Annotated in this window: 16 protein-coding genes; 9 read left to right on the top strand and 7 right to left on the bottom strand. The window is 67.5% G+C overall.

The features are described 5' to 3' along the window. Positions 1-21: 21 nt before the first annotated feature. Positions 22-1,107, top strand: a complete 1,086-nt coding sequence (locus LQD00_RS13865; protein WP_232717774.1) for an NAD(P)H-dependent amine dehydrogenase family protein — start codon at positions 22-24, stop codon at positions 1,105-1,107. 82 nt (positions 1,108-1,189) lie between these two features. Here LQD00_RS13865 and LQD00_RS13860 read toward each other — a convergent pair whose 3' ends face one another. From LQD00_RS13860 to LQD00_RS13850, 3 genes are all read right to left on the bottom strand, one after another. After that, entirely contained in the window at positions 1,190-2,122 is a 933-nt protein-coding gene (locus tag LQD00_RS13860) for an oxidoreductase (protein ID WP_232717773.1), read from the bottom strand. Positions 2,123-2,278: 156 nt separating this feature from the next. Continuing rightward, positions 2,279-3,637, bottom strand: coding sequence for a styrene monooxygenase/indole monooxygenase family protein (locus LQD00_RS13855; RefSeq protein ID WP_232717772.1), 1,359 nt, complete (start codon positions 3,635-3,637; stop codon positions 2,279-2,281). Positions 3,638-3,948: 311 nt separating this feature from the next. After that, complete coding sequence (locus LQD00_RS13850) at positions 3,949-4,512, bottom strand: dihydrofolate reductase family protein (RefSeq protein ID WP_232717771.1); 564 nt, start codon at positions 4,510-4,512, stop codon at positions 3,949-3,951. Between the two features lie 156 nt (positions 4,513-4,668). On the opposite strand from LQD00_RS13850, the gene LQD00_RS13845 reads away from it, so the two are divergent. Next, a complete protein-coding gene (locus LQD00_RS13845) occupies positions 4,669-6,873 on the top strand; it encodes an acyltransferase family protein (RefSeq protein WP_232717770.1) in 2,205 nt (734 codons plus the stop codon). A 114-nt stretch (positions 6,874-6,987) separates the two neighbouring features. On the opposite strand, the gene LQD00_RS13840 is transcribed toward LQD00_RS13845, so the two are convergent. After that, complete coding sequence (locus LQD00_RS13840; RefSeq protein WP_232717901.1) at positions 6,988-7,500, bottom strand: SanA/YdcF family protein; 513 nt, start codon at positions 7,498-7,500, stop codon at positions 6,988-6,990. Between the two features lie 262 nt (positions 7,501-7,762). Here LQD00_RS13840 and LQD00_RS13835 point away from each other — a divergent pair, with 262 nt between their 5' ends. The 6 genes from LQD00_RS13835 to LQD00_RS13810 all read left to right on the top strand — a co-directional run bounded on the left by LQD00_RS13835 (position 7,763) and on the right by LQD00_RS13810 (position 18,403). After that, the gene (locus tag LQD00_RS13835) at positions 7,763-9,136 is read left to right on the top strand and encodes a WS/DGAT/MGAT family O-acyltransferase (RefSeq protein ID WP_232717769.1); all 1,374 of its coding nucleotides are present in this window, start codon (positions 7,763-7,765) and stop codon (positions 9,134-9,136) included. A 240-nt stretch (positions 9,137-9,376) separates the two neighbouring features. After that, positions 9,377-12,964 (top strand): (Fe-S)-binding protein, encoded by a 3,588-nt coding sequence (locus LQD00_RS13830; protein ID WP_232717768.1) that lies wholly within the window; start codon positions 9,377-9,379, stop codon positions 12,962-12,964. 120 nt (positions 12,965-13,084) lie between these two features. Then, positions 13,085-14,338 carry a pyridoxal phosphate-dependent aminotransferase gene (locus LQD00_RS13825; RefSeq protein WP_006868898.1) on the top strand — a complete coding sequence of 418 codons (1,254 nt, stop codon included), beginning with the start codon at positions 13,085-13,087 and terminating at the stop codon, positions 14,336-14,338. 238 nt (positions 14,339-14,576) lie between these two features. Then, the gene (locus LQD00_RS13820) at positions 14,577-16,358 is read left to right on the top strand and encodes an SDR family oxidoreductase (protein WP_232717767.1); all 1,782 of its coding nucleotides are present in this window, start codon (positions 14,577-14,579) and stop codon (positions 16,356-16,358) included. Next, positions 16,355-17,266: a metal-dependent hydrolase gene (locus tag LQD00_RS13815; protein WP_232717766.1), complete on the top strand. Its 912-nt coding sequence runs from the start codon at positions 16,355-16,357 to the stop codon at positions 17,264-17,266. The genes LQD00_RS13820 and LQD00_RS13815 overlap by 4 nt, the downstream gene beginning before the upstream one ends. 9 nt (positions 17,267-17,275) lie before the next feature. After that, positions 17,276-18,403: a PDR/VanB family oxidoreductase gene (locus LQD00_RS13810; RefSeq protein WP_232717765.1), complete on the top strand. Its 1,128-nt coding sequence runs from the start codon at positions 17,276-17,278 to the stop codon at positions 18,401-18,403. Here LQD00_RS13810 and LQD00_RS13805 read toward each other — a convergent pair. Beyond that, positions 18,365-19,963 (bottom strand): DHA2 family efflux MFS transporter permease subunit, encoded by a 1,599-nt coding sequence (locus tag LQD00_RS13805; protein WP_232717764.1) that lies wholly within the window; start codon positions 19,961-19,963, stop codon positions 18,365-18,367. The genes LQD00_RS13810 and LQD00_RS13805 overlap by 39 nt on opposite strands. Positions 19,964-20,069: 106 nt before the next feature. On the opposite strand from LQD00_RS13805, the gene LQD00_RS13800 reads away from it, so the two are divergent. After that, positions 20,070-20,660 carry a TetR/AcrR family transcriptional regulator gene (locus LQD00_RS13800; protein WP_232717763.1) on the top strand — a complete coding sequence of 197 codons (591 nt, stop codon included), beginning with the start codon at positions 20,070-20,072 and terminating at the stop codon, positions 20,658-20,660. Positions 20,661-20,746: 86 nt separating this feature from the next. Here the strand turns inward: LQD00_RS13800 and LQD00_RS13795 are convergent, their stop codons facing one another. Next, complete coding sequence (locus LQD00_RS13795) at positions 20,747-22,579, bottom strand: hypothetical protein (protein WP_232717762.1); 1,833 nt, start codon at positions 22,577-22,579, stop codon at positions 20,747-20,749. Between the two features lie 78 nt (positions 22,580-22,657). Then, positions 22,658-24,094 carry a UDP-glucose dehydrogenase family protein gene (locus LQD00_RS13790; RefSeq protein ID WP_232717761.1) on the bottom strand — a complete coding sequence of 479 codons (1,437 nt, stop codon included), beginning with the start codon at positions 24,092-24,094 and terminating at the stop codon, positions 22,658-22,660. Positions 24,095-24,099 lie beyond the last annotated feature (5 nt).

Genomic DNA, 24,099 nt, shown 5'->3' with positions numbered 1-24,099 from the left:
TCGTCCCGAAAGGACCTCACGATGACGGCACCCGAAAAGATCCGGGTCTTCCAGGTGGCCACCGGCAATCTGGGCACCGAGATGATCGACCGCATCCGCAATCATCCCGATCTGGAACTGATCGGCCTGCACTGTTATTCGTCGGACAAGGTGGGCCGGGATGCCGGTGAGATCGTCGGCATCGGCCCGATCGGCGTGATCGCGACCGGCACCGTGGAAGAGATCATCGCCGCACGACCCGACGTGCTCACCTTCCACGGCGTCTTTCCCGACGAGGATCTCTACGTGCAGGTCCTCGAGGCCGGTATCGACATCGTGACCACCGCCGACTGGATCACCGGCTTCCACCGGGACACCAACCATCCGCACCACTCCGGCCGCAAGGTCAGCGAGGTCATCGCCGAGGCCTGCGCCAAGGGAGGCGCCACCTTCTACGGCACGGGCATGAATCCCGGTCTGGCACAGATCCTCGGCATCGTGCACACCGCCGACGTCGCCGAGATCGAGAACGTCACGGTGACCGAGTCGGTGGACGTCTCCTGCCATCATTCGGTCGACACCTGGAAGGCCGTCGGTTACGGCTTACCGGTCGATGACCCGTCGATCCCGGACTCGCTCTACAAGTACACCGCCGTCTTCGCCGACTCGGTGTACCTCATGGCCGACGCCTTCGATCTCGAACTCGACGAGGTGGCGTTCTCCTACGAGCTGGGCGCCTGCACCAAAGACGTCGACCTCGGTTGGTACCAGCTACCCGCCGGGTCGTTGGGCGGCAGCTACATCAAGTACCAGGGCATGGTCGACGGCGTGCCGCGCGTGGAATCCCATCTCGAATGGCAGATGACTCCGCACACCGATCCGTCGTGGAACATCCAGGCCTGCTACATCACCCAGGTGACCGGCGACCCGAACATCTACTCCAAGCACATGATCTTCCCGCGCAGGGGATTCGACCTGTCCAACCCAGAGAACTTCGCGTCGATCGGCATGACCGTCACCGGCCTGCCCGCACTCAACTCGATACGATCGGTGGTCGCGGCCCCGCCGGGGATCGTGACCAGTGCCGACCTCCCGCTACGGAGCTTCGCCGGCCGCTTCAAGATCTGAGCCGGCGCGGTGTCGGTATCGACCTCGGTGAACCCACTCCTCGAGAAATCCCTCCCTCGAGAACGCCTTTCGGGAATCCCCTTCAGCCGAGGTCGATACTGATGCCGGTGAGCTCGGCGCCGACATCCCACAACCGTTCGGCGACGGCGCGGTCCTTGGCCTTCGGCGACGGCTCGACCAGCACCGGCGGACCGGCCAGGCCGAAACTCCCTGTGGGACCGTAATACTGGCCTCCCGAGACCTTCGGGTCCGTGGCTGCCCGCAGGATCGGCAGGGCACCCTCGGGCGGATCCATGATGAAACGATCGGTGAGCCACCGCAGCGACGGCGCGTGATACGCCCACTGCAGGAATTTGTTCTGCTCGCGCATCACCCCGGTCCGTGTGCCACCCGGATGCGCGGCGATCGAGATCGCCGGTGCCTCAGCGGCTCTCAGCCGGCGGTCGAGCTCCATAGAGAACAACATCTGGGCGAGCTTGGCCCGTGAATACGCTCCGGCGCTGGTGAACGTGCGGTCCATCGGGATGTCGGAGAAATCGATGTTGCCCGCACGGTGAGCGTGACTGCCGACCGTGACGATCCGTGCGGCGTCGGCGGCGAGCAACCGGTCCATCAGCAACCCGGTGAGCGCGTAGTGGCCGAGGAAGTTGGTACCGAAGTCCATCTCGAAGCCGTCAGGCGTCAGATCGCGCTGGGCGCGCATGACCCCGGCGTTGTTCACCAGGACGTCGATCCGCGGATGGCGTCGTCGGATCTCCTCGGCGGCAGCGCGCACGGAATCGAGACTGGCGAGATCGAGGTCGAGGATCTCCACCTCCGCACCGGGTACCTCGGCGACGATGTCGTCGCGCGCGGCGGCAGCGGTCTCGGCGTTGCGGCATGCCAGCACCACCGTGGCGCCGAGAGTGGCGAGCCCCCGGGCGGCTTCACGTCCGATTCCCCCGTTGGCCCCGGTGACCACGGCGACCCGCCCGGTCTGTGAAGGCGCGTCGGCCAATGTCCAACCCGTCTTCACGTGCTCCCCCTCTGACTCCGGCACAACGGACGCTGTTGTTCGTATCACATCTCCTGTGACAGTTCCGGTTCGGGTGTCACACGCGACCGCACCCCGATCGCGTTCCGGAGAACGCGGTCGGGGCGCGGTGCAACCACTGGTCGTGCGACCTACAGGTCAGACGGTCACGGGCGCCGGCGCGGCGGCGCTGAACTGTCCGGCCGGCGCGAACCTGGCGAGGACCTGGTCGAACGGCTCTCCCGCCACCGCAGTGATGAAGTTCTCGACATCCGCACGGGTCCGCAGACCGAGGAGCGGATTCGGGTCGGACAGCAGACCGAGCAGGGCCTGGGCGACGTTCGGATCGACGGCGGCAGCCGGAAACGACAACTCGAGGTGGGTCGCGAAGTCGGGGTCACCGAGGAACAGGCGGGTGACCTCGGTGGCCGCGTGACCGCGGCGCTCCCAATGCTTCTCGAACTCGTCGGCCAGCCAGTCCGCGGTGAACTCGCCGTCGTGGGCGCGGGCGGCCTTGACCAGCTCGGCGACCTGGATGAGCGTGTTCTGGGCCCCCTGGCCGGCGACGGGATCGACGGCGATCGCGGTGTCGCCGATCGCAGCCACCGGATGACCGCTCCTGGTGGTGGCAACCGCCTGACGCACGGTCGGGGTGACCGCACCCTTCAGCCACGACACCGGGTCGGATTCGATGACGTCGAGCTGCTCGATGACCGGCGCATCCTCCGGGAAGAACTCCGCGAAGATGCCGGCGATGGTTCGCCGTGCGGTCACCGCGTCGTGGACGTCGTCGATGCGCGGCGCCCAGGCACCCGACGGCTTGGCGAAGACGATGAAGGACCAGGTCGCTCCCTCGTCCTTGTGCAGGAACGGGCCGACGAACAGCTCGCCGTTCTCGCTGTCGAGGTTGTACAACGAGTGACCGGCGCCCGCCTGCGAGCGGTAGGAGAACACGTCCGGTCCGTGATCGACGCCCTTCAGCGTGACCTGGAGCAGTCGACGCTGCGGCTCGCGGTACTTCGTTCGCGACTCGTCGACCGGGAACAGCGTCGACAGTCCGCCCTTGCCGGTGGCGACGAGGGTGAGGTCGGCGCCGCCGGCGATCTCGTCGAGGTTGTCGAGACCGACGGTGGTGACCTCGAAGCGTCCGCCGCGATCCAGGAAACGCCCCAGCCGGTCGTCGGCGCGCAGGCGGAGGTCGACAGCCGCGGCGACGTAGCCGTAGTCGGGGTCGTATTCGAGAACGGGGGTGCGATCCTCGCCGGCGCCCCCGTACAGGCGCACGCTCATGCCGGTGGTCTTGCCGACGTCGTACAGGTCCTCGATGATCTCGGCGTCCCACTCCTGGGACTTGCCGAAGAGCACGCCGACGCCCGTCGGCGGCACCTTGTTGCGCAACGAGTCTCGGTCGCGGTCGCTGTAGATCGTGACGTCGAAACCTGCGTCGAGAAAGCCGAGACCGGCGGTGGTCCCGGCGAGTCCGGCGCCGATGATCGCGACGGATCGTCGTGTGGTCATGTGTGTCTCCTGAGATCGGATGCGAGTGGTGCATGTGATGACTGGGAGACAGGGTGCCGGGGGGATCGTCGTGGCTGAAGGTTTAGACGCAGCACGAACGAATGGGTGGTCGGGGGGCCGACCTCGATACGCGTTGGCCTCGCCACGCTCGGTCGGCGCCACTCGGCCGGCGAAGGAGCCCAGCGCGGCCTCGCCACGCTCGGTCGGCGCTACTCGGCCGGCGAAGGAGCCCAGCGCGGCCTCGCCACGCTCGGTCGGCGCTACTCGGCCGGCGAAGGAGCCCAGCGCGGCCTCGCCACGCTCGGTCGGCGCTACTCGGCCTGCGGACGCCTGTGCACCCGGTAGCGCTCGTATGCGACGACACCGAACAATCGGGTCTCCACCAGATGGAGGTCGACGCGATCGGTGACCGGCGGCAGCATCGGGGTGCCCCCGCCCACGACGACCGGGTACCGGAAGATCCGCAGCTCGTCGACCAGGCCGAGTTCGAAGGCCTGTGACGCCAGGTGCGCTCCACCGATCTCGATGTCGCGGTCCGTCGCGGCGCGGACCTCCGCGACCTCGTCGGCGACGGACGTACGGGCGAGTCTGGCGTTGCCGTCGACCGCGTCGAGGGTCCGACTGAAGACGACTTTCGGCAGCGCCGCCCAGATGTCGGCGAAGACAGCGCCCGCCTCGGTGTCGCGCATGGCCGGGTCGGTCTCCCAGACCCGCATCGTCTCGTACAACCGGCGACCGAGGATCGTGCCGCCGAGGCTCCCGACGCGATCGGTGTGGAATGCGAAGAGTTCGTCGCTGTGTCCCGGCCATTGGAAGTCGCCGTCGCGATCGTGGATGAAGCCGTCCACCGAGACGCCCATCGTGTAGATCAGCATGCAACTCCTCACAGTCGGTTTCGAGGGGATTGCCCGAGGTTACGGCCATTTTCCGAGGTAGACCCGGCAATGGGAACCCACGAACATCCTGTGGGTCGGCCGACACCCGCCGCGGGGGCGGTGACGCACCGTCGCGGACAAGTACCATCGCCCTCTGTGCGCACGCCCGTTCCCGAAGTAGCCCCGGTCGTCGCGACGCCCAACGAGGACGCCGCGACCGGTAACACCTCGGGTTATCGGCTCGACCTGGACGGCCTGCGCGGAATCGCGATCGCATTGGTCGCCGTCTTCCACGTCTGGTTCGGGCGGGTGTCGGGCGGCGTGGACGTTTTCCTGACTCTCTCGGGATACTTCTTCGTCGCATCGCTCCTCAAGCATGTGCTCGCCACCCAGCCCGCCTCTGCGTCGTGGGGCAAGGCGCTCAACCCGGGGCCGCGATTCTGGCGCCTGGTCCGACGACTGCTTCCCGCGCTGCTGCTGGTGCTGGCCTTCACCGCCGCGCTGATCGCTCTCGTGATGCCGACGACCCGGTGGGGTCCGCTCGGTGCCGAGCTACAGGCCAGCGCGCTGTACTACCAGAACTGGCATCTCGCGTTCGAGTCGCAGGACTATGCGGCCGCCGACTCCGCGAACAGCCCGATGCAGCACCTGTGGTCGATGTCGATGCAGGGTCAGTTCTTCCTGATCACCTTGCTCAGTGCACTCGCCCTCGGCGGTCTGCTGCGCGCTCTGGCTCTCAAGATCGAGTTCTTCCGCCGACCTCAGGTTGTACGCGGCATCGTCGGGTTCGCGCTCCTGGGCGTCGCGCTGGTCTCCTTCGCGTGGGCCAACTATCGCCACGGCATCAACCAGCCGTTCACCTACTACGACACCGTCGCCCGACTGTGGGAGCCGCTCGTCGGCGGCCTGCTCGCCGTGTGGATGCCCAAGCTGGCGCTGTCCGCGCGCCTGCGCAACCTGCTGAGCCTCATCGCCCTCGGCCTGATCATCACCTGCGGCTGGTGGATCGCCGGTGTCCAGGAGTACCCCGCGGCCTGGGCGCTCGTGCCCGTCGGCGCGACTCTCATCCTGATCTGGGCGGGCTCTCCGGCCACCGCCCGGCCCGCCGAGGGACCGGCCCGGGTGAGTCGTGGTCTCGCCTACCCGCAGCTGGTGTGGCTGGGTTCCATCGCGTACGCGCTCTACCTGTGGCACTGGCCGCTGCTGATCTTCTACATGGCGTGGCGCTATCAGGACGAGGTGTCCTGGCTCGAGGGCACCGGGATCCTGGGTGTCTCCGTCCTGATCGCGTGGCTCACCACCAAATACGTCGAGACCCCGCTGCGGTCCGGGTCGCTGCGACGCAAGAAGACCGTGGCGTCGGAGGCACCGAACACGCCGACGAAGCCGAACAAGCCGGGATTCCAGAACTCCCGCGGCTACCGGGTGGCCCTTCTCGCGGTCCTGCTGATCGTCAGTGTCGCCGCCGGCAGTGCCGCGGTGACCTGGCAGCGCGACGCCGCCAACGCGACCCTCGACACCGAGAACCTCGACCCCCGCCTCTATCCGGGTGGGCGCGCCTTCCTCAACGGTGCGCCGGTCCCGAAGGTGACCGCCCAGCCGAGCCCCGACGTCGTCGACATGGACTGGCCGATCACCTCCTACGACTCGATCATCAGCGGATGGAAGGACCCGTCGATCAAGGTCGGGTACTACGGCGACGTGAACGCCACACGCACCATCGCCCTGGTCGGTGGCTCCCATGCCGAGCAGTGGATCACCGCGCTGAACGACATCGGCAAGCGGCACAACTTCCGCGTCACGACCTACCTCAAGGTGGGCTGTGCACTCACCACCGAGCACGTCTTCACCTGGTTCGGCCAGAAGTACTACCAGTGCAACGACTGGTCGAATCGCGTGATGGAACGCCTGGCCGTGGACAAGCCCGACTACGTGTTCACCACCTCCACCCGTCCTCCCGAGGGGGCCGCCAAGGGCGACTACGTGCCCAAGGACTACGAGGAGATCTTCGCCCAGTTCCGCGACCGCGGGCAGAAGGTGATCGGCATCCGCGACAACCCGTGGTCGACCGGCAAGCTGAAGCCGCCGGAATGCCTCGCGAGCGGCCGCAAGCCCGAGGTCTGCGGCGTCTCACGTGCACAGGCCATGGCGCCCACCGACCCGGCTGCCGCGCTCGCCGACGAGTTCCCGAACATGACCTTCCTGGACTACACCGACGCCATGTGCGACGACACGTACTGCCCGGCGGTGGTCGGGAACATCCTGATGTGGCACGACTACCACCACCTGTCTGCCACGTTCGTACGCAGCCTCATCCCGGCGATCGAGACCGACCTGCAGAAGGCCACCGGCTGGTGGTGACCGGCTGGTGATGACCTGGATACGCCCCTCGGCTTGCGCTTCAGTGCTACTCGGCCACCAGACCGCTGGTTGAGTAGGCGAGGAGCCTGCGACGAGCCGTATCGAAGCCAGCTCTCAGCTTATCCGGCTGAGCACCGCCTTCGGGCCGGCGAACACCGCCTCGCGGATGTGATTGCGCACCAGTGTCCATGTGGGGCAATCACATTCGGCTTCGACGCCGCGGGCATCGACGCCCTCGCCGCGGCATAGCGCGATGGCGCGCTCGAGATGGAAGTCCTGCGTCACGATGACCAACCCCTCCGCGCCGAACACCTCCCGGGCGCGACGGCAGCTCGCCGCGGTGTCGAGTCCCAGCGGGTCGTCGACCATGACCTGCGCCGGCACCCCTGCGGCTTCGAGATGGCTCCGCATCACCGTCGGTTCGTCACCCGCCTCGGGAGAACCGTTGCCGGAATTGATGATTCGCGCAACGCGCCCATCCCGGTACAGCTCCGCCGCGACATCCAACCGGCCGCGGACATAGTCGCCGGGAGCACCGTCCTCCACCAGCGAACCGAGCACCAGGAGCGTCGACCCGTCCGGCACCTGCTCGGCGTCGAGGACCCGGTCACCGGCCACGACATACATCCACGTGGCTGCGACGGTGATCCACAGTTCGACGACCACCAGCAACACCGGTACGACAAGACGCGCTGCTGACCTCACCTGTACAACCTAGGTGTACGAATACATCTCACCCAAGATGACGATTCGCCGCCGCTCCGGTGACCCCGGGCCGATATTGAGACCATCTGCTGCGCTCAGCCCCGATGCGTATCCGACACCCGCGTATCCGACGCCCCGCGTAACCGACGCCCCGCGTAACCGACAACCGTGGAAGAGAGTGTGCATGCAGTACATGCCGGTGACCTCGTCGATGTTCCTGCTCGCCGAGACACGTGAGCAGCCGATGCACGTCGGCGGACTTCAACTCTTCGTGCCGCGCGAGGGGCAATCGTCGGCCGACCTCGTCGAAGAGGTCATCGAGGCCTTCTCATCCTGCAGCGAGATCCACCCCCTGTTCCGCAAGCGCCCGGCGCCGCCCGTCACCATCCTGGGCAATGTCGCCTGGACCTACGACGACGAGATCGACTTCGACTATCACGTCCGGCGCGCGGTACTCCCCCGCCCGGGACGCATCCGCGAACTACTGCGCTATGTGTCGCTGAACCACGGCACCCTGCTCGACCGGAACCGGCCGATGTGGGAAGCCCACGTCATCGAAGGCCTCGACGACGGGCGGGTCGCGATCTACAGCAAGATCCACCACTCGATCGTCGACGGGGTGTCGGCGCTCCGCCTGCTGCAGCGCATGCTCACACCCGATCCCGACGATCGCTCCGGGTCGGCACCGTGGGACCCGAAGCTCATCGGGAAGAAGCGTCCACGACCCGCACCGACCCTGCGCTCGCGGATCGCCGGGATCGCCGACGCCGGCCTGCAGGTGGCGGGGATCGCCCCCGCGGCCGCCAAGGTCGCCGTCGCCGGCCTGCGCAAGCCCGGCTTCGTGCCGCCCGTTCCCCGCGCCCCGCGGACCATCCTCGACGTGGCGATCGGGAGCGCACGCCGGTTCGCCGCCCAGCAATGGGAGATCGAGCGACTACGTGCGGTCGCCGACGCGCTGGACATCACACTCAACGACGTCCTCGTCGCAATGTGTTCGGGCGCCCTGCGCTCGTATCTGATCGAGCACGACGCGCTGCCCGATTCGTCGCTGATCGCGGCGGTTCCCGTATCGATGCACACCGAGGACGACTCCGACGGCAATGCCGTGACCGCCATCATGGTCGACCTCGCGACCGACGAGCCCGATCCCGAACGCCGGCTCAACTCGCTCGTGACGTCGGCCCGGCAGGCGAAGAACGTCGTCCGCGGACTCCGGCCGTTGCAGGCACTCGCGCTGGGCGCCGCGAACTTCGCGCCGCTCGCGTTCGCGACCGTGCCGGGCTTCGTCCAGTACGTCCCACCGCAGTTCAACATCATCATCAGCAACGTGCCCGGACCGTCCGAGGAGCTCTACTGGAACGGCGCCCGGCTAGACGGCGTCTACCCCGTGTCGATCGCCATGGAGGGGCTGGCGTTGAACATCACCGTGACCAGCTCTGCGAAGCACCTGAACTTCGGGCTGATCGGCGCCCGTGCGCAGGTCCCGAGCCTGCAGCGACTGCTGACGCACCTCGACACCGCCCTCGAGGAGCTGGAGAAAGTGGCCCGCGTCCGCTGACCCCGGCGCCGGCCGGGAGGCGAATTGGGATCCTCCCCACCCTGACTCGACAGTAAGTTACTGGCGAGTATCATTCGCTGTGAGTTTAGACCAGCAAGAATTAGGCCAACCTTGGCAGCGCGCCACCGGCGCGAAGAATTACGGTTACCTGTAGTACACCGCTCCGTGGGGGCAGCCCTGCGCACTCTGTGCGCTTCCCCCGGTGGCGGGACGACCTAGACGAAAGGCCGGTACGCGCCCGTGACAGCCACGACGATTGCCATCGGCACCACAGCAGCGGTGATCAGCCTCTTCTGTTGGTACCTGTTCCTCGCCGGGGTGGTGCGGATGTTCCGCACCATCAAACTCGGCCAGAAGGTCGACGGATCCCGATTCTGGCCGGTGATCCCGCGCCTGACGACCATGATCAAGGAATTCATCGCCCACACCCGGATGGTGAAGTTCCGGACGGTGGGCTGGGCCCACTGGCTGGTCATGGTCGGCTTCATGGGCGGCGCCCTGCTGTGGTTCGAGGCCTACGGTCAGTCGATCGACCCGACGTTCCACTGGCCGGTCTTCGGTGACACCTTCGCGTGGCACCTGTGGGACGAGCTCCTGGGCATCGGCACCGTGGTCGGCATCATCGTGCTGATCGTGATCCGCCAGCTCAACCACCCGCGCGTCCCCGAGCGCATCTCGCGGTTCTCCGGATCCCGCTTCGGCGCGGCCTACTTCGTCGAGGCCGTCGTCCTGCTCGAGGGCCTGGGCATGATCCTGGTGAAGGCGTCGAAGATCGCGACCTACGGTCATGCGAACGCCTACTCGGACTTCTTCACCATGAACGTGGCGAAGATCCTGCCCGCGTCGCCGACCCTGGTGTCGATCTTCGCGGTCATCAAGCTGATGAGCGGCATGGTGTGGCTGGCCGTCGTCGGCCTGAACACGGACTGGGGCGTGGCGTGGCACCGCTTCTCGGCGTTCTTCAACATCTACTTCAAGCGTGAGGCCGACGGTGGCGTCGCCCTCGGTGCGGCCAAGCCGATGATGAGCCAGGGCAAGGTCCTCGACATGGAGACCGCCGATCCGGACGTCGATGCGTTCGGCGCGGGCAAGATCGAGGATTTCTCCTGGAAGGGCTGGCTGGACTTCAGCACCTGTACCGAATGTGGTCGCTGCCAGTCGCAGTGCCCGGCCTGGAACACCGGCAAGCCGCTGTCGCCGAAGCTGCTCATCATGTCGCTGCGCGACCACGGCAACGCCAAGGCCCCGTACCTGCTGGCCGGTGGCCGTAAGGACATGGGCGGCGACGAGGTCGGTCTGGTCGACGCCGAGGGCAACGTCCTCGAGGACAAGCTCAACGCGATCCCCGAGGCCGCACGTGCCGAGGCCTCCCGCAAGCTGGTCGGCGAGTCGAAGGGCAAGATCGGCGGCGGCGAGGGCATCGAGTCGGCCGAGGGTGAATTCGATCCCGAGGCGCTGGGTGCGGTCATCGACACCGAGACGCTGTGGAGCTGCACCACCTGTGGTGCCTGCGTCGAGCAGTGCCCGGTCGACATCGAGCACGTCGACCACATCCTCGACATGCGTCGCTACCAGGTCCTCATCGAGTCGGACTTCCCGACCGAGCTGGCCGGCATGTTCAAGAATCTCGAGAACAAGGGCAACCCGTGGGGTCAGAACGCCTCCGCGCGGACCGCCTGGATCGACGAGATGGACATCGAGATCCCGGTGTTCGGCAAGGACGTCGAGTCGTTCGAGGGCTTCGAGTACCTGTTCTGGGTCGGCTGCGCCGGCGCCTACGAGGACCGCGCGAAGAAGACCACCAAGGCCGTCGCCGAGCTCCTCGACATGGCCGCGGTCAACTTCATGGTCCTCGGCGAGGGCGAGACCTGTACCGGTGACTCCGCACGACGCGCCGGCAACGAGTTCCTCTTCCAGATGCTCGCGCAGCAGAACATCGAGATGCTGGGCGAGGTCTTCTCGACCGCGCCCGAGCAGCGCAAGAAGGTCGTCGTCACCTGTGCACACTGCTTCAACGCACTGGGCAACGAGTACCCGCAGCTGGGTGCCAAGTACGAGGTCGTCCACCACACGCAGCTGCTGAACCGCCTGGTTCGCGAGAAGCGGCTCGTGCCGGTCGCCCCGCTCGGCGAGGGCGTCACCTACCACGACCCGTGTTATCTGGGCCGCCACAACAAGGTCTACGACGCCCCGCGTGAGCTCATGGGTGCGGCCGGATCGACCCTGACCGAGATGCCGCGTCACGGCGAACGGTCCATGTGCTGTGGCGCCGGTGGTGCCCGCATGTGGATGGAAGAGCAGATCGGCAAGCGCATCAACATCGACCGGGTCGACGAGGCGCTCGACACGCTGGGCGACACCACCGGCGAGGTCAAGAAGGTCGCGACCGGCTGCCCGTTCTGCCGCGTCATGCTCACCGACGGTGTGACCGCCCGGACCAGCGGCACCGAGTCCGAGGGCAAGGTCGAGGTCGTCGACGTCGCCCAGCTGCTCCTCGATTCGGTGAAGCGCGGCAAGACCGAGGTCAAGCTCGGCGGCCGTTACCTCGGCCCGCGTCCGAGTGCTCCCGAGCCGGAGCCGGAACCCCAGCCCGAGAAGGTCCCGGCCGCAGCGGCCGCGACCGCGACGGCGACCACCGAGGCAGCTCCGAAGCCGAAGGTCGGACTGGGCATGAAGGGCGGCAAGAAGCCCGGCGCCGCGGCCAAGACCGAGGCACCGGCTGCGCCTGCCGAGGCACCTGCCGAGAAGAAGCCCGCGTCCAAGGGCTTCGGCATGAAGGGCGGCAAGAAGCCGGGCGCCGCGGCTGCAGCACCGGCCGCCGCATCGGCACCCGCCGAGGCACCTTCCGAGGCACCCGCCGAGAAGAAGCCCGCCTCGAAGGGCTTCGGCATGAAGGGCGGCAAGAAGCCGGGTGCGGCGAGCAAGCCTGCCGCGTCGGCAGCACCGGCTCCCGCCGAAACCGAGTCGTCGGAGGCCGTGAAGGCCGAGGCACCGGCAGAGGCGAAGCCCGCGAAGGCCAAGGGCTTCGGCATGGCCGCGGGCAAGCGCCCCGGCCAGAAGACGGCCACCCCGAATGCGGCAGCAGCCGACGCCGGTGTGACCGCCCCCGCCGAGAACAAGGTCGACGAGGCCGAGTCGGCACCCGATGCCGCCCCGACCGTCGACACCGAGTCGGCCACCACCGCGACGGATACATCGGTCGCAGCCGCAACGGACACATCGGTCGCTGCCGCAACGGAAGAGAAGCCGGGCAAGGCCAAGGGCTTCGGTATGGCCGCGGGCAAGAAGCGTCCGGGCGGGATCGGCAAGGCCGCTCCCAAGCCGGCCGCGGAGGCTCCGGCAGCAGCTCCCGCCGCTGAGGCACCGGCCGCAGAGGCATCCTCCACTGAGGCACCGGCGAGCGAGGCACCGGCCGCCGAGGCCGAGCCTGCAACCGAGGCACCCCAGGGCGGTTCGGCTGCGGTGCTGACCGAGGAGAAGCCGGCCAAGGCCAAGGGCTTCGGCATGGCCGCGGGCAAGAAGCGCCCCGGTGGCGCGAGCAAGGCCGCGGCACCTGCTGCAGCACCCGCAGAGGCCACCCCCGCTTCCGAGGCAGCCCCGGAAGCCGAAGCGCCCGCCGAGGCACCCGAGGTCGAGGAGACCCCGGCAGCTGAAGCACCTGCAGCAGAGGCACCGGCAGCCGAGGCACCGGCCGAGACGAACGGGACCGAGGTCCCGACCCCGTCGGACAACGGGTCGGGCGACGCCCGGACCATCGCCGAGACCGGGGCGTCGAAGGCCAAGGGATTCGGCATCGCGGCCGGCAAGAAGCGGCCCGGCCACAAGTAGTCACAGCAGTACCGAAACGGGCTCCGACCACCACGGTCGGAGCCCGTTTTTCGTGCGCTGGGCCACGGTGGCACAGCACTGGCGGAAACCCATTTGCGTCCGGCTGCGACAATTGAACCCGTGAGTAGGCCCCATGTATCGCATCTGAACCAGAACCTCAAGCCGCTCGAGCAGTCGCTCAAGCTGCAGAACGTGTGTTACGAGATCCGCGGACCCGTACACGCGCACGCGCAGCGGCTCGAGGCGGAGGGCCATCGCATCCTCAAGCTGAACATCGGCAACCCGGCTTTGTTCGGGTTCGAGGCACCCGACGTGATCATGCGCGACATGATCCATGCGCTCCCGTACTCGCAGGGATACTCCGAGTCCGCCGGTGTGCTGTCCGCTCGTCGTTCGGTGGTCACGCGGTACGAGCTGATCCCCGACTTCCCCTTCTTCGACGTCGACGACGTCATCCTGGGCAACGGTGTCTCCGAGCTCATCACGATGACCATGCAGGCGCTGCTGAACGACGGCGACGAGGTCCTGATCCCGGCACCGGACTACCCGCTCTGGACGGCGATGACCTCGCTCTCCGGCGGCACCCCTGTCCACTACCGCTGCGACGAGGCGAACGGCTGGAACCCCGACATCGCCGACATCGCGTCGAAGATCACCGATCGCACCAAGGCGATCGTCATCATCAACCCCAACAACCCGACGGGTGCGGTCTACTCACGCGAAGTCCTGCAGCAGCTCGTCGAACTGGCCCGTCAGCATTCGCTGCTGATCCTGGCCGACGAGATCTACGACAAGATCATCTACGACGACGCCGAGCACGTGAACGTCGCGTCGTTGGCTCCGGATCTGCTGTGCCTGACCTTCAACGGCCTGTCGAAGGCGTACCGGGTGTGCGGGTACCGCGCGGGCTGGGTCGTGATGACCGGACCGAAGGACCACGCCAAGGGATTCATCGAGGGCATGGGCATCCTCGCCTCCACCCGACTGTGCGCGAATGTGCCTGGGCAACATGCCATTCAGGTGGCGCTCGGCGGTTATCAGTCCATTGACGCACTCGTCTCCCCCGGCGGCCGGCTCTTCGAACAGCGCAACGTCACCTGGGAGAAGCTCAACGAGATCCCCGGCGTCAGCTGCGTGAAGCCCAAGGGCGCCCTCTACGCCTTCCCACGCCTCGATCCCGAGGTGCACGAGATCCACAACGACGAGTTGTTCGTCCAGGACCTCCTGCTGCAGGAGAAGATCCTCGTCGTGCAGGGCAGCGGGTTCAACCTCGGCGACACCAACCACTTCCGCATCGTCACGCTGCCGTGGTCGAGGGACCTCAAGGAGGCCGTCGAGCGGATCGGCAACTTCCTGTCGTCTTACCGGCAGTGAACAGGCTCGGCCACCTCGCCCCCTGAGGTGGCCCGAAGCTCGCGGAAGGCCGTCTCGAAGGGGAAAGACCGTCTCGAAGGGCCCGGGTCTCACCGACCCGGGCTTTTTCGTACCCGTCCGGTTTCAGCCCGTGTACACGGGGAATCCGCGGTGAGACGGGTTCGCACAAGGGTCTAGACATTTGTGTAACCGTTGGTAACGTGTAACTCCAATCGGGGTCTACAGCGAGGTGACACGGATGTCCGAACAGGCAGTGCAGGTGCGGCCCGAGTGGCGGCGGGGGATGGCGTCCGGCGACGGCGTCACGCTGGCGACCTTCGAACTGGGCGACCCGGGAAATCCGACGGTCCTGCTGGTTCACGGCTGGCCCGACACCCACCACCTCTGGACGCACATCGCGCCCCGGCTTGCCGAGAAGTACCACGTGGTGGCCTACGACTGCCGCGGCTTCGGCGAGAGCGATCGTCCCAGCGAGGTGGCCGCGTACCGGTTGGCCGAACTCGCCGACGACCTCTTCGCCGTCGCCGAAGCGGTGAGCCCCCATGCTCCCGTCCACGTCGTCGGCCACGACTGGGGTTCGGTGCAGGCATGGGAGGCCGTGAGCCGGCCGCGTGCACACACCCGCATCGCCTCCTTCGTCTCGGTCTCCGGACCGAACCTTGATCATCTCGGCCAGCTGCTCCGCGAAGGGTTGACCCGTCCGACGCCGCACCGCGTGCGAACCATTGCGACGCAATCGCTCTCGTCGGCCTACACGGGACTGTTCCAGCTCCCCGTCCTCCCGAACGCCCTGCTGACCGCGCTCGGGAATCCGCGGGCGTGGAAGCAGTTCCTGCACACCGTCGAGGGCACGCCACCGGAGAACGTCGTGGTCGCCGGAACCCTGCGCCGCGACATGATCACCGGACTCGCGTTGTACCGCGCCAACATCCGCCAGAAACTGATCCGTCCGGAGCCGCGTCCGACGACGGTGCCGGTCCTGCAGGTGGTCAACGAACGCGACATCGCCCTGCGCCCGGCCATCTACGAGAACACCCCGGACTATGCGGCGAAGTTGTGGCGACGCGACACCCCCACCGGCCACTGGCTGCCGTACACCCACCCCGACTACCTGACCGAGACGGTCCTCGACTTCCTCGCCGCACAGACCGGCACCGACGCGCCGCCGACCGTCGAGCGGTTGCGGGTGTTCGCCGAACCGAAGCCTCTCGCCGGGAAGTTGGTGGTGATCACCGGTGCCGGTAGCGGTATCGGGCGGGAGACCGCGCTACTGCTCGCCGAACGCGGTTGCGAACTCGTTCTCGCCGACCGGAACCTCGACACCGCCGCCGAAACCGAGCAGGCCTGCAAGGTCGCCGGGGCGGTCGCGCACGCCTATCTCCTCGATGTCTCCGACACCGAGGCGTTCGTGTCCTTCGCCGCGATGGTCCGGGAGCAGCACGGCGTGCCCGACGTCGTGATCAACAACGCCGGAATCGGCTTGGCCGGTGGAGCTCTCGCCGCCACCGACGAGCAGGTCGACCGACTCCTCGACGTCAACCTGCGCGGCGTCATCACCGGGAGCCGCGAGTTCGGTCGGCAGATGGTGGAACGCGGGGTCGGCGGGCACATCGTCAACGTCTCGTCGGCGGCGGCGTTCACGCCGTCTCGCAGCCTCGGGTTGTACTCGGCGTCGAAGGCCGGTGTCCTGCTCTTCTCCGAGTCGCTGCGGGCCGAACTCGCCGAACACCGCATCGGCGTGAGCGCCATCTGCCCGGGCATAGTCGACACCAACATCGTGTCGTCCACGCCGATCGCCGGCCTCGACTCCGATTCCGAACAGACGCAACGGGATCGCCTGGACCGCTTCTACCAGCGCCGAGGCTTCACCCCGGATCGCGTGGCGGCCGAAATCGTCTCGGCCGTCGAGCACAACAAGGCCGTCGTCCCGGTGACCCCCGAGGCGAAGGTCGGCTATCGCATCTACCGTTTCGCGCCGTGGTTGTCGCGCATCGGCGCCCGACAGAAGGTCACCGGATGAGCACCGTCGAACGCCCGCGTACTGATCTGTCCCAGACCGATCAGGCAGATCCCGGACCCGTCGAGCTACATGCCCGCAATGTGGCCTTCGACTGGGACGACGTGCCCCTGCACTGGATTCCCGGTCACCCCGTGGCGTCGAACTTCATCAGCGTCCTGAACCTCCTTCTGCCGGAGGGTGAGCGCTGGTTCGTACAGACCTACAACGAGGCGCTGCCGCTGGTCGCCGACGAGGAGCTCGCCTCCCGGATGCGGGGTTTCATCGGCCAGGAGGCCATGCACGCCGAGGCCCATGATCACGTGCTGTGGGAGTTCCTCGATCACCACGGCATCGATCCGCGCCCGTATCAGTTGCAGATGGAGTGGATCTTCCGCCGGGTTCTCGGCCCGGCGACGGGCGGTTCCACCGAGGCCCGACACAAGCACCTCGTCGAACGGCTGTGGCTGATCGCGGCGCTCGAGCATTACACCGCGGTGCTCGGCGATTTCGCGTTGAACAACAACTGGGTCGAGGCCGGAGCGCACCCGACGATGGCCGACCTGTTCATGTGGCACGGCGCGGAGGAAGTGGAACACCGCGCGGTCGCACACGATGTCGCGGCCTACTTCGGGGACAGCTACCTGCGGCGCGGACGCGCCATGCTCGTGGTCCTGCCGATCCTGCTGTTCCTGGTGCAGCGCGGTTACCGGTTCATCATGAAGCAGGACACCTCGGTGTCGTACAACTACATCCAGAAGAAGTGGCAGTTCCACCGCGGGGTGCGCGCCAACGTGCTCCCGCCGCTGCGGAGCATCGTCTTCTCCACCTTCAGTTACTTCCGCCCCGGGTTCCGTCCCGAGCAGATCGGCAGCACCGCCCAGGCCGTCGCCTATCTCGCGTCGTCGCCGGCCGCGCGCAACGTCGCCTGAGGAAGTCCGATGAACCAACGCGCACATCCGCATTCGACGAGTCTGACCCAACCGCCCCCGCATCTCTACGGGCGGTGGCGACACGATCCGATCCTCACCGTGGGCACCGCGTTCATGCGAGCCTGGTGGCCCGCGTGGCGCCCGTTGTCCCCGTTGAGGCCGGCACCGGTCAACCCCGGGACCACGCAGGTGCGCATCGTGGATCGCGAGGTCGTCGCGCATGACGAGAACGTGATCGCGTTGACGCTCGCCGCCGCCGAGGGCGGAATGCTGCCGCCGTGGCATGCCGGTGCCCACATCGACGTGCTGCTGCCGTCCGGACGGATGCGCGAGTACTCGCTCTGCGGCGACACCGCCGACCGCGAGCACTACCGCATCGCGGTGCGTCGTATCCCCGACGGCGGCGGCGGTTCGATCGAGGTCCACGACGCCCTGAGGGTCGGGGACGTGGTGTCGATCAAGGGACCGCGCAACGCCTTTCCGATGGCCGTCCCCGGCCATGGCTCACCGGCTCGCCGGATTCGTTTCATCGCCGCCGGGATCGGCATCACCCCGATCCTGCCGATGCTCGCGGTGGCGGAACGTTTCGGGCTGGACTGGTCGATGATCTACACCGGCCGCTCCGCCGACTCGATCCCGTTCCTCGACGAGGTCGCGAGGTTCGGCGACCGCATCACCATCCGCACCGACGATCAGCACGGCCTCCCGACCATGCCGGAACTGGTCGGGGCGGTACCGGATTCCGATGCCGATCTCGCCGTGTACTGCTGCGGACCGGTCCCGATGCTGGAGAACCTCCGCCGCCATCTGGCCGACCGCGCGGACATCGAACTGCACTATGAGCGCTTCAGCCCGCCACCGGTGGAGAACGGTTCACCGTTCACGGTGACGCTGGCGTCCACGGGTGCGCAGGTCCCGGTCGCCGCCGACGAGTCGGCGCTCGCCGCGATCCGTCGGGTGATGCCGTCCGTGCCGTACTCGTGTCAGCAAGGCTTCTGTGGCACATGCAAGGTCAGGACGTTGTCCGGCGACATCGATCACCGCGACAACATCCTGACCGAGCCCGAACGCGAGGCCGGGACCATGCTGACCTGCGTCTCACGCAGTGCCGGCGGGAACCTCACGCTCGATCTCTGACGCCTCTCCCCGATGAGCATCCGGAGCTTGCGTCTCGAAGGCGTCCCTCCCCGCCACCGTGCCGCGCAGCAGGAACACGGCTGCCACGCCGGCTGCGGCGGTGATGGCCACCGCCGCCCACACCGCGTTGTGCAGGCCGTCCATGAACACTTCCTGGACCGCGGTGCGGACCGTTTCACTCATCGCGGCGGGCACGCGGCCGGCGACCTCGACCCCGGCCATCACCGACTGCTCCGCAGTGGCGACCACCTCACGGGGTAAACCGCTACCCGACAGTCGATCCCCGATGCCGGCGACATAGGCAGAGGTCAGGATCGAGCCGAGCACCGCGACGCCGAGGGTGCCACCGATCTCGCGGGTGGTGTCGTTGATCGCGCTTCCCGCGCCTGCCTGTTCGGGACGCAGCGCGTTCATGATGAGCTGCGTGCACGGGCCCGAGATGAACGCCAGGCCGGCGGCCATCAGCGACATCGCCCAGATGATCAGTTCCCAGTATCCCGATGTGCGCGAGGCCAACTCGACAAGCGCGAACCCGCCGGACATGAGGAAGGCGCCCGTCACCGCGACGTAGCGCGCCCCGAACCGGTGTGAGAGGACCATCGCCACCGGCGACAGCACCGCCATCACGATCGCGAACGGCAGGGTCCTCACACCGGCAGCGAGCGGGCCGTAGCCCTTGACCGCCTGGAAGAACTGGGTGATCAGGAAGATGAACCCGAACAGAGCGAAGAACGCGACGCTGATCATCCCGGCGGCAGTGGCGAAGTGCCGGTTGGCAAACAGCCGCACGTCGAGGATGGGATGCGCGATTCGCAATTGGGTCACCACGAACACGGTGAGGATTGCCAGAGCGGCAACGATTCCGAGGACCGTTCGGGTCTCACCCCAGCCGACGTGCGGCGCTTCGATCAGGGTGTAGGTGAGCAATCCCAGGCCGGCGATCGAGAGACCCACCCCGACGGCGTCGAATCGAGGCACCGCCAGCGGTCGGGTGCCGGGCACCACCGCGAGGATCACGGCGAGCGCGGCCAGTCCGAACGGGACGTTGACCCAGAACACCGACGTCCACGAGAAGTGCTCGAGCAACCAGCCACCCATCACGGGGCCGATGGCGACGGCGATACCGGAGACGGCGGCCCAGATACCGACGGCCGTCGCCCGTTCCTTGGCGTCGACGAAGATCGTCGTGATGATGGCCAGTGTCGCCGGGAACACCAGTGCCGCAAAGAACCCGAGACCACCACGGGAAGCGATGAGTTGACCGAGGTTCTGCGACGACGCCGCGAGGATGGACACCCCCATGAAGCCGATGACACCGGTGAGGAGCATCCGCCGGTGACCGAACCGGTCGCCCAGATAGCCGCCGGTCAGGAGGAGACCGGCGAACACGAGCGTGTAGGCGTCGACGATCCATTGCAGGCCGGAGATCCCGGCATCGAGGTCGCGGGCCAGCGTCGGCAGGGCGACGTTGACGATCGTGTTGTCGATCATGACCAGCAGTTCGGCAAAGCTGAGGGCGCCGAGCGCCCACCAGCGTGAACCCATACGTCCAGTACGCATCAGCATTCTCCTGTTCCGTGAGCGACAGTTCGGATATGGAACGCCGTACCACTGTTGTAGAACAACGTTCTATTCAAGAAGAACACCGTTCTAGTAGATTGTCAATATGTCCCCCGCGAAGCCGCGCACCCGTACCTCAGCCGCCGAGATCCGTTCATCACTGATCCGAGCCGGCCGCACGATCCTCGAGCGGGATGGCGAGGCGGGGCTGACCGTCCGAGCGGTGGCGGCCGAGGCGAACGTCGCGCCGATGGGCGTCTACAACCACTTCGACGGCCGCGACGGACTACTGGATGCGCTGGTCACCGACGGTTACGCCGAGCTGGGCCGAGCGGTGGCCGCCAGCGACGACGATCCGTCCGCGCGTCTGCGGAGCTCGGGGCGCGGCTACCGTCGCTTCGCCACGTCGAGTCCGGTCGTCTACGGGCTGATGTTCTCCGCTCGGTGCACGCCCGAGCTCGAGGTCGCGGCTCACGCCTTCGAGGTACTTGTCGACGTCATCCGCTACGGGCAGGTCGCGGGCGTGGTCGCGACGGGCGACCCGACGACGCTCGCGATGCAGACGTGGTCGGCGGTGCACGGGGCGGTCAGCCTGGAACTCATGGGTGCACTGCCGCCGAACGTGGAAGCCGACGCGAACTACGAGAACGTCCTGGACTTCATCGCGCGGGGACTGCGGGCACAACCCGCCGAGTGACGGCTCGCCCGACCGATCCCCGCCTGGCCGATCCCGCCCGACTGATCCCCGCCCGACTGATCCCCGCCCGACTGATCCCCGCCCGGTTACGGCAGGACGATCGGCGGGAGTCCGGGGATCGGGTTCGGGATCGTCACGCCGCGCTGCGGTCGCGGTGCGCGGGATCGGGGCCGTGGTGGCGAGGGTGCCGGCTCGTTGGTCGTCACGGGCGGTGGCGGTGGCGTGTAACGCTGCGCCGGTTGACGTGCCTCCGCGAAGATCGCCGGATCGGCGTACTCCTGGGTGGTCGGTGCCGTCGTCGCCGGCGTGGTCGGACCTGCAACCGGTGCCGGCGAGGAGTCGTTGCTCCCCGCGGCCAGCGCGACCGCGACTCCGATGACTGCGAGTGCGCAGACGAGCGCCACCCCGGCCATTAGCCGCTTCGCCGTGCGCCGAGAACCAGCCGGCGTCGAACCGGTCTGAGGGACGGGCGAATATGACTCCGGTGCAGGGGCGTTCGCGTGTGGCGACACGACCGGGTCCGGCATGTGCACGTCAGCCGGCGCGGTTTCCGGAACCGGAGTGGGCCCGGAATGCACTGTCAGGGCGCCGAAAGCCGTTGCAGGGCCTGGGTCCACCGGTTGCGCGACCGGCGAATGGAGCTTCCGCTCGACACCGATGACCGGGAAATCGCCTGAACGACCATGGTTTCCGGCATGCGGGGCGAACGGCAGCGAGAGTTTCTCGGTGGGGGCGTCGTCAGGCGCGGATCCGGCCACCCCCGTGGCGGGTTGGTCGGTGACCTCGTCGGCAGAGAGCTCTGGGGAATCGTCGACGACAGGTTCGGGTTCGGCCCTGGTCTCACCTTCGGCAGCGAACTCGACCTTGCTGTCGAAAGTGTCGGCTCCGCGGCGGTCCGTGGTCTCGGCTGCCTCTGCGTCCGTGGATGCCGGGGGCTCGACCGCGACTCGATCGTCGTCTCCGGGTGTCGGCTGGGCCGGGTCCGGACTGTCGGCCGTCGCGGTGGCCTCTGCGGGATCAGCGCTGCCGCCGTCCTCCGCGTCGGCATGCTTCGTGTCATCGGTGGCGTCAGGGAGACGCTCATCGGGTTCGGCGAGATCGGCACCGGCATCTGTGTCGCTGACGCCGGGTTCCAGGTCGTCGGGCTGCGCGGTGGCGGCTTCGACGGGTGCCTCCGCCGGTGCGTCGGCCGCAGGTTCTCCGACGGGCGTCGGAGGGCTGTCGGTGGCGGCCGTGTCGCCGGGAGCGGAGGCACGCACTTCTGGCTCGGACTCGTTCCGGGGTCCGTCGAGCGGTCCGGTTGGCACCGGAGCCGTCATCGGACCGGGAGCGGCGTCGACGACCGGTACCGGTACGGCTTTCGCGATCCCGTCGCGGAGGCCGGGCCACACGCCGAGGCCGTCGGTGATGACGACTGCATGGGCCTGCGCGCCGGCCACCGCCGCACGAGCCAGATCCTCCCCGCGTGCGATGAGCGCACCACCGGCCTCCTCGACATCTCGCCGCGCCATCCGGAACAACCGAATGTGTTGGCGTCCCATCAGAAACGTGCCATCGGAATCCTGCAGTCGTTCACGTCCGCGCGAGATGAGATCGAAGAGTTCGTCCTGCCACTCGGGCGATGTGGGTGATTCGACCCGTCCGATTCGGGTCAGGTGGTCGGCGATGGCACGGTCGAGCGCTCCGAGTGAGAGCGCGGCGTCGGCATAGGTGTCGGCGACGGTGCCGCGGGAGGTGTCGAAGCGTCCGACCGACACGCATCCGTTCCCGTCGAGCCCCAGGAGGACCACTCGAGCGTCGCCGTCAAGCCCGCGCAGACGGAGTTTGGACCGCACGTCGTCGAGCACTGCGGACTCGACCGGGCTCTCTGCTGCCGCAGAGGCCGGTCCCACAGCCGAATCGAACACCGTGTCGGTCATCTGATAATTCCTGCACTTGTGCACCTCGCCCAGCACGCCCCCACGGCGAGAAGGTGTCCCCTGATCACATCGCGGGGTTCAACCTAACACGTGTACGGAGGGAACCGCTTTCGTCGGCGAGCCGTTCACCTGCGTGAACGAACTGGTTGTCCCGGTTTTTCGCGCGGGCACGGGACCGCCGAGCGCGCGGTAGTCCCACCCCGCCGACCGCCAGGCCTGCGAGTCGAGGCAGCGTCTGGCGTCGACGATGCGCTTGTGCCGCACCACCGATGCGAGCTCGTCCGGCGACATGTGCACGAACTCCGCCCATTCGGTTGTGACGACGACAACATCCGCTCGATCGCACGCGGCGCGTGCCGAGGTGGCGTAGCTCAACATCGGCTGTACCCGGCGCGAGTTCTCCATGGCCTGAGGGTCGAACACGGTGACCGATGCGCCGTCGAGCGCGAGACGGCCGGCGACGGCGAGAGCGGGCGAATCCCGCACGTCGTCGCTTTCCGGTTTGAATGCGGTTCCGAGTACGGCGACATTGCAGCCCAGGACTTCTCCCCCGAGCGCTTCGGCAACCAATTCCGCGGCGGCGCTGCGTCGACGCATGTTGATGGCGTCGACCTCGCGCAGGAACCCGACTGCGCGAGGCGCACCCATCTCATCGGCGCGGGCGGTCAGTGCACGGATGTCTTTGGGCAGGCAGCCTCCGCCAAAGCCCAAACCTGCGTTGAGGAATCGTCGCCCGATCCGGGCGTCGTGCCCCATCGCGTCGGCGAGCGTGCCGACGTCGGCGCCGGCGATCTCACACAGTTCGCTCATCGCGTTGATGAACGAGATCTTCGTGGCGAGAAATGCATTGGCCGATACCTTGACGAGTTCGGCAGTGGCCCAGTCGGTCTCGATGAACGGGATTCCGGTTTCCAGGACCTCGCGGTAGATGTCCCGGACCACCTGACCGGCCAGGGATTCCGCCTGCGGGACCTGCGGGTCGTCGACGAGTCGCCCGACACCGAGGACCATACGGTCGGGCGACAGGGTGTCCTCGACGGCGAAGCCTTCGCGGAGGAACTCCGGACTCCATGACAGCTCGATCTCGGCTCCCGGCGCCGAGAGGTTCGAGATCCGTTGCGACAGTTCCTCACACGTGCCGACGGGGACGGTGGACTTGCCGATCAGAACGTGTCTTCCCCGGAGCGTGGGAACAAGTGAATCGACTGCCGCGTGGACGTGTGACAGGTCGGCGCGATGACCGCGTACCTCCTGCGGGGTGCCGACGCCGATGAAGTGGACCGAGGCGTGGTCGGCGGCTACCGAGTGGTCGGTGGTGAAGCGCAACCGGCCGGCGTCGAGGTTGCGGCGGAGGATGTCGGCGAGCCCGGGTTCGAAGAACGGGACGTCACCGGCCTGCAGGCGTTCGACCTTCTGTGGGTCGATGTCGATTCCGACGACGTCGTGTCCGAGTTCGGCCATGCAGGCCGCGTGCGTCGCGCCGAGATAGCCGCAACCGATCACCGTGAGCTTCATGGTTG

The sequence above is a fragment of the Gordonia metallireducens genome (assembly GCF_021245825.1).
Taxonomy (GTDB): Bacteria; Actinomycetota; Actinomycetes; order Mycobacteriales; family Mycobacteriaceae; genus Gordonia; species Gordonia namibiensis.
The sequence above is the reverse complement of the archived record's forward strand: the minus strand, read 5'-3'. Positions and strand labels throughout refer to the sequence as shown.

What these genes read in the sequence shown, in the direction of transcription:
- LQD00_RS13815 (WP_232717766.1), top strand. Translation starts at nt 16,355, where the DNA reads ATGAGCACCGTCGAACGCCCGCGTACTGATCTGTCCCAGACCGATCAG.
- LQD00_RS13855 (WP_232717772.1), bottom strand. Translation starts at nt 3,637, where the DNA reads ATGACCACACGACGATCCGTCGCGATCATCGGCGCCGGACTCGCCGGG.
- LQD00_RS13820 (WP_232717767.1), top strand. Translation starts at nt 14,577, where the DNA reads ATGTCCGAACAGGCAGTGCAGGTGCGGCCCGAGTGGCGGCGGGGGATG.
- LQD00_RS13800 (WP_232717763.1), top strand. Translation starts at nt 20,070, where the DNA reads ATGTCCCCCGCGAAGCCGCGCACCCGTACCTCAGCCGCCGAGATCCGT.
- LQD00_RS13865 (WP_232717774.1), top strand. Translation starts at nt 22, where the DNA reads ATGACGGCACCCGAAAAGATCCGGGTCTTCCAGGTGGCCACCGGCAAT.
- LQD00_RS13795 (WP_232717762.1), bottom strand. Translation starts at nt 22,579, where the DNA reads ATGACCGACACGGTGTTCGATTCGGCTGTGGGACCGGCCTCTGCGGCA.
- LQD00_RS13835 (WP_232717769.1), top strand. Translation starts at nt 7,763, where the DNA reads ATGCAGTACATGCCGGTGACCTCGTCGATGTTCCTGCTCGCCGAGACA.
- LQD00_RS13840 (WP_232717901.1), bottom strand. Translation starts at nt 7,500, where the DNA reads ATGTATGTCGTGGCCGGTGACCGGGTCCTCGACGCCGAGCAGGTGCCG.
- LQD00_RS13810 (WP_232717765.1), top strand. Translation starts at nt 17,276, where the DNA reads ATGAACCAACGCGCACATCCGCATTCGACGAGTCTGACCCAACCGCCC.
- LQD00_RS13850 (WP_232717771.1), bottom strand. Translation starts at nt 4,512, where the DNA reads ATGCTGATCTACACGATGGGCGTCTCGGTGGACGGCTTCATCCACGAT.
- LQD00_RS13805 (WP_232717764.1), bottom strand. Translation starts at nt 19,963, where the DNA reads ATGCGTACTGGACGTATGGGTTCACGCTGGTGGGCGCTCGGCGCCCTC.
- LQD00_RS13790 (WP_232717761.1), bottom strand. Translation starts at nt 24,094, where the DNA reads ATGAAGCTCACGGTGATCGGTTGCGGCTATCTCGGCGCGACGCACGCG.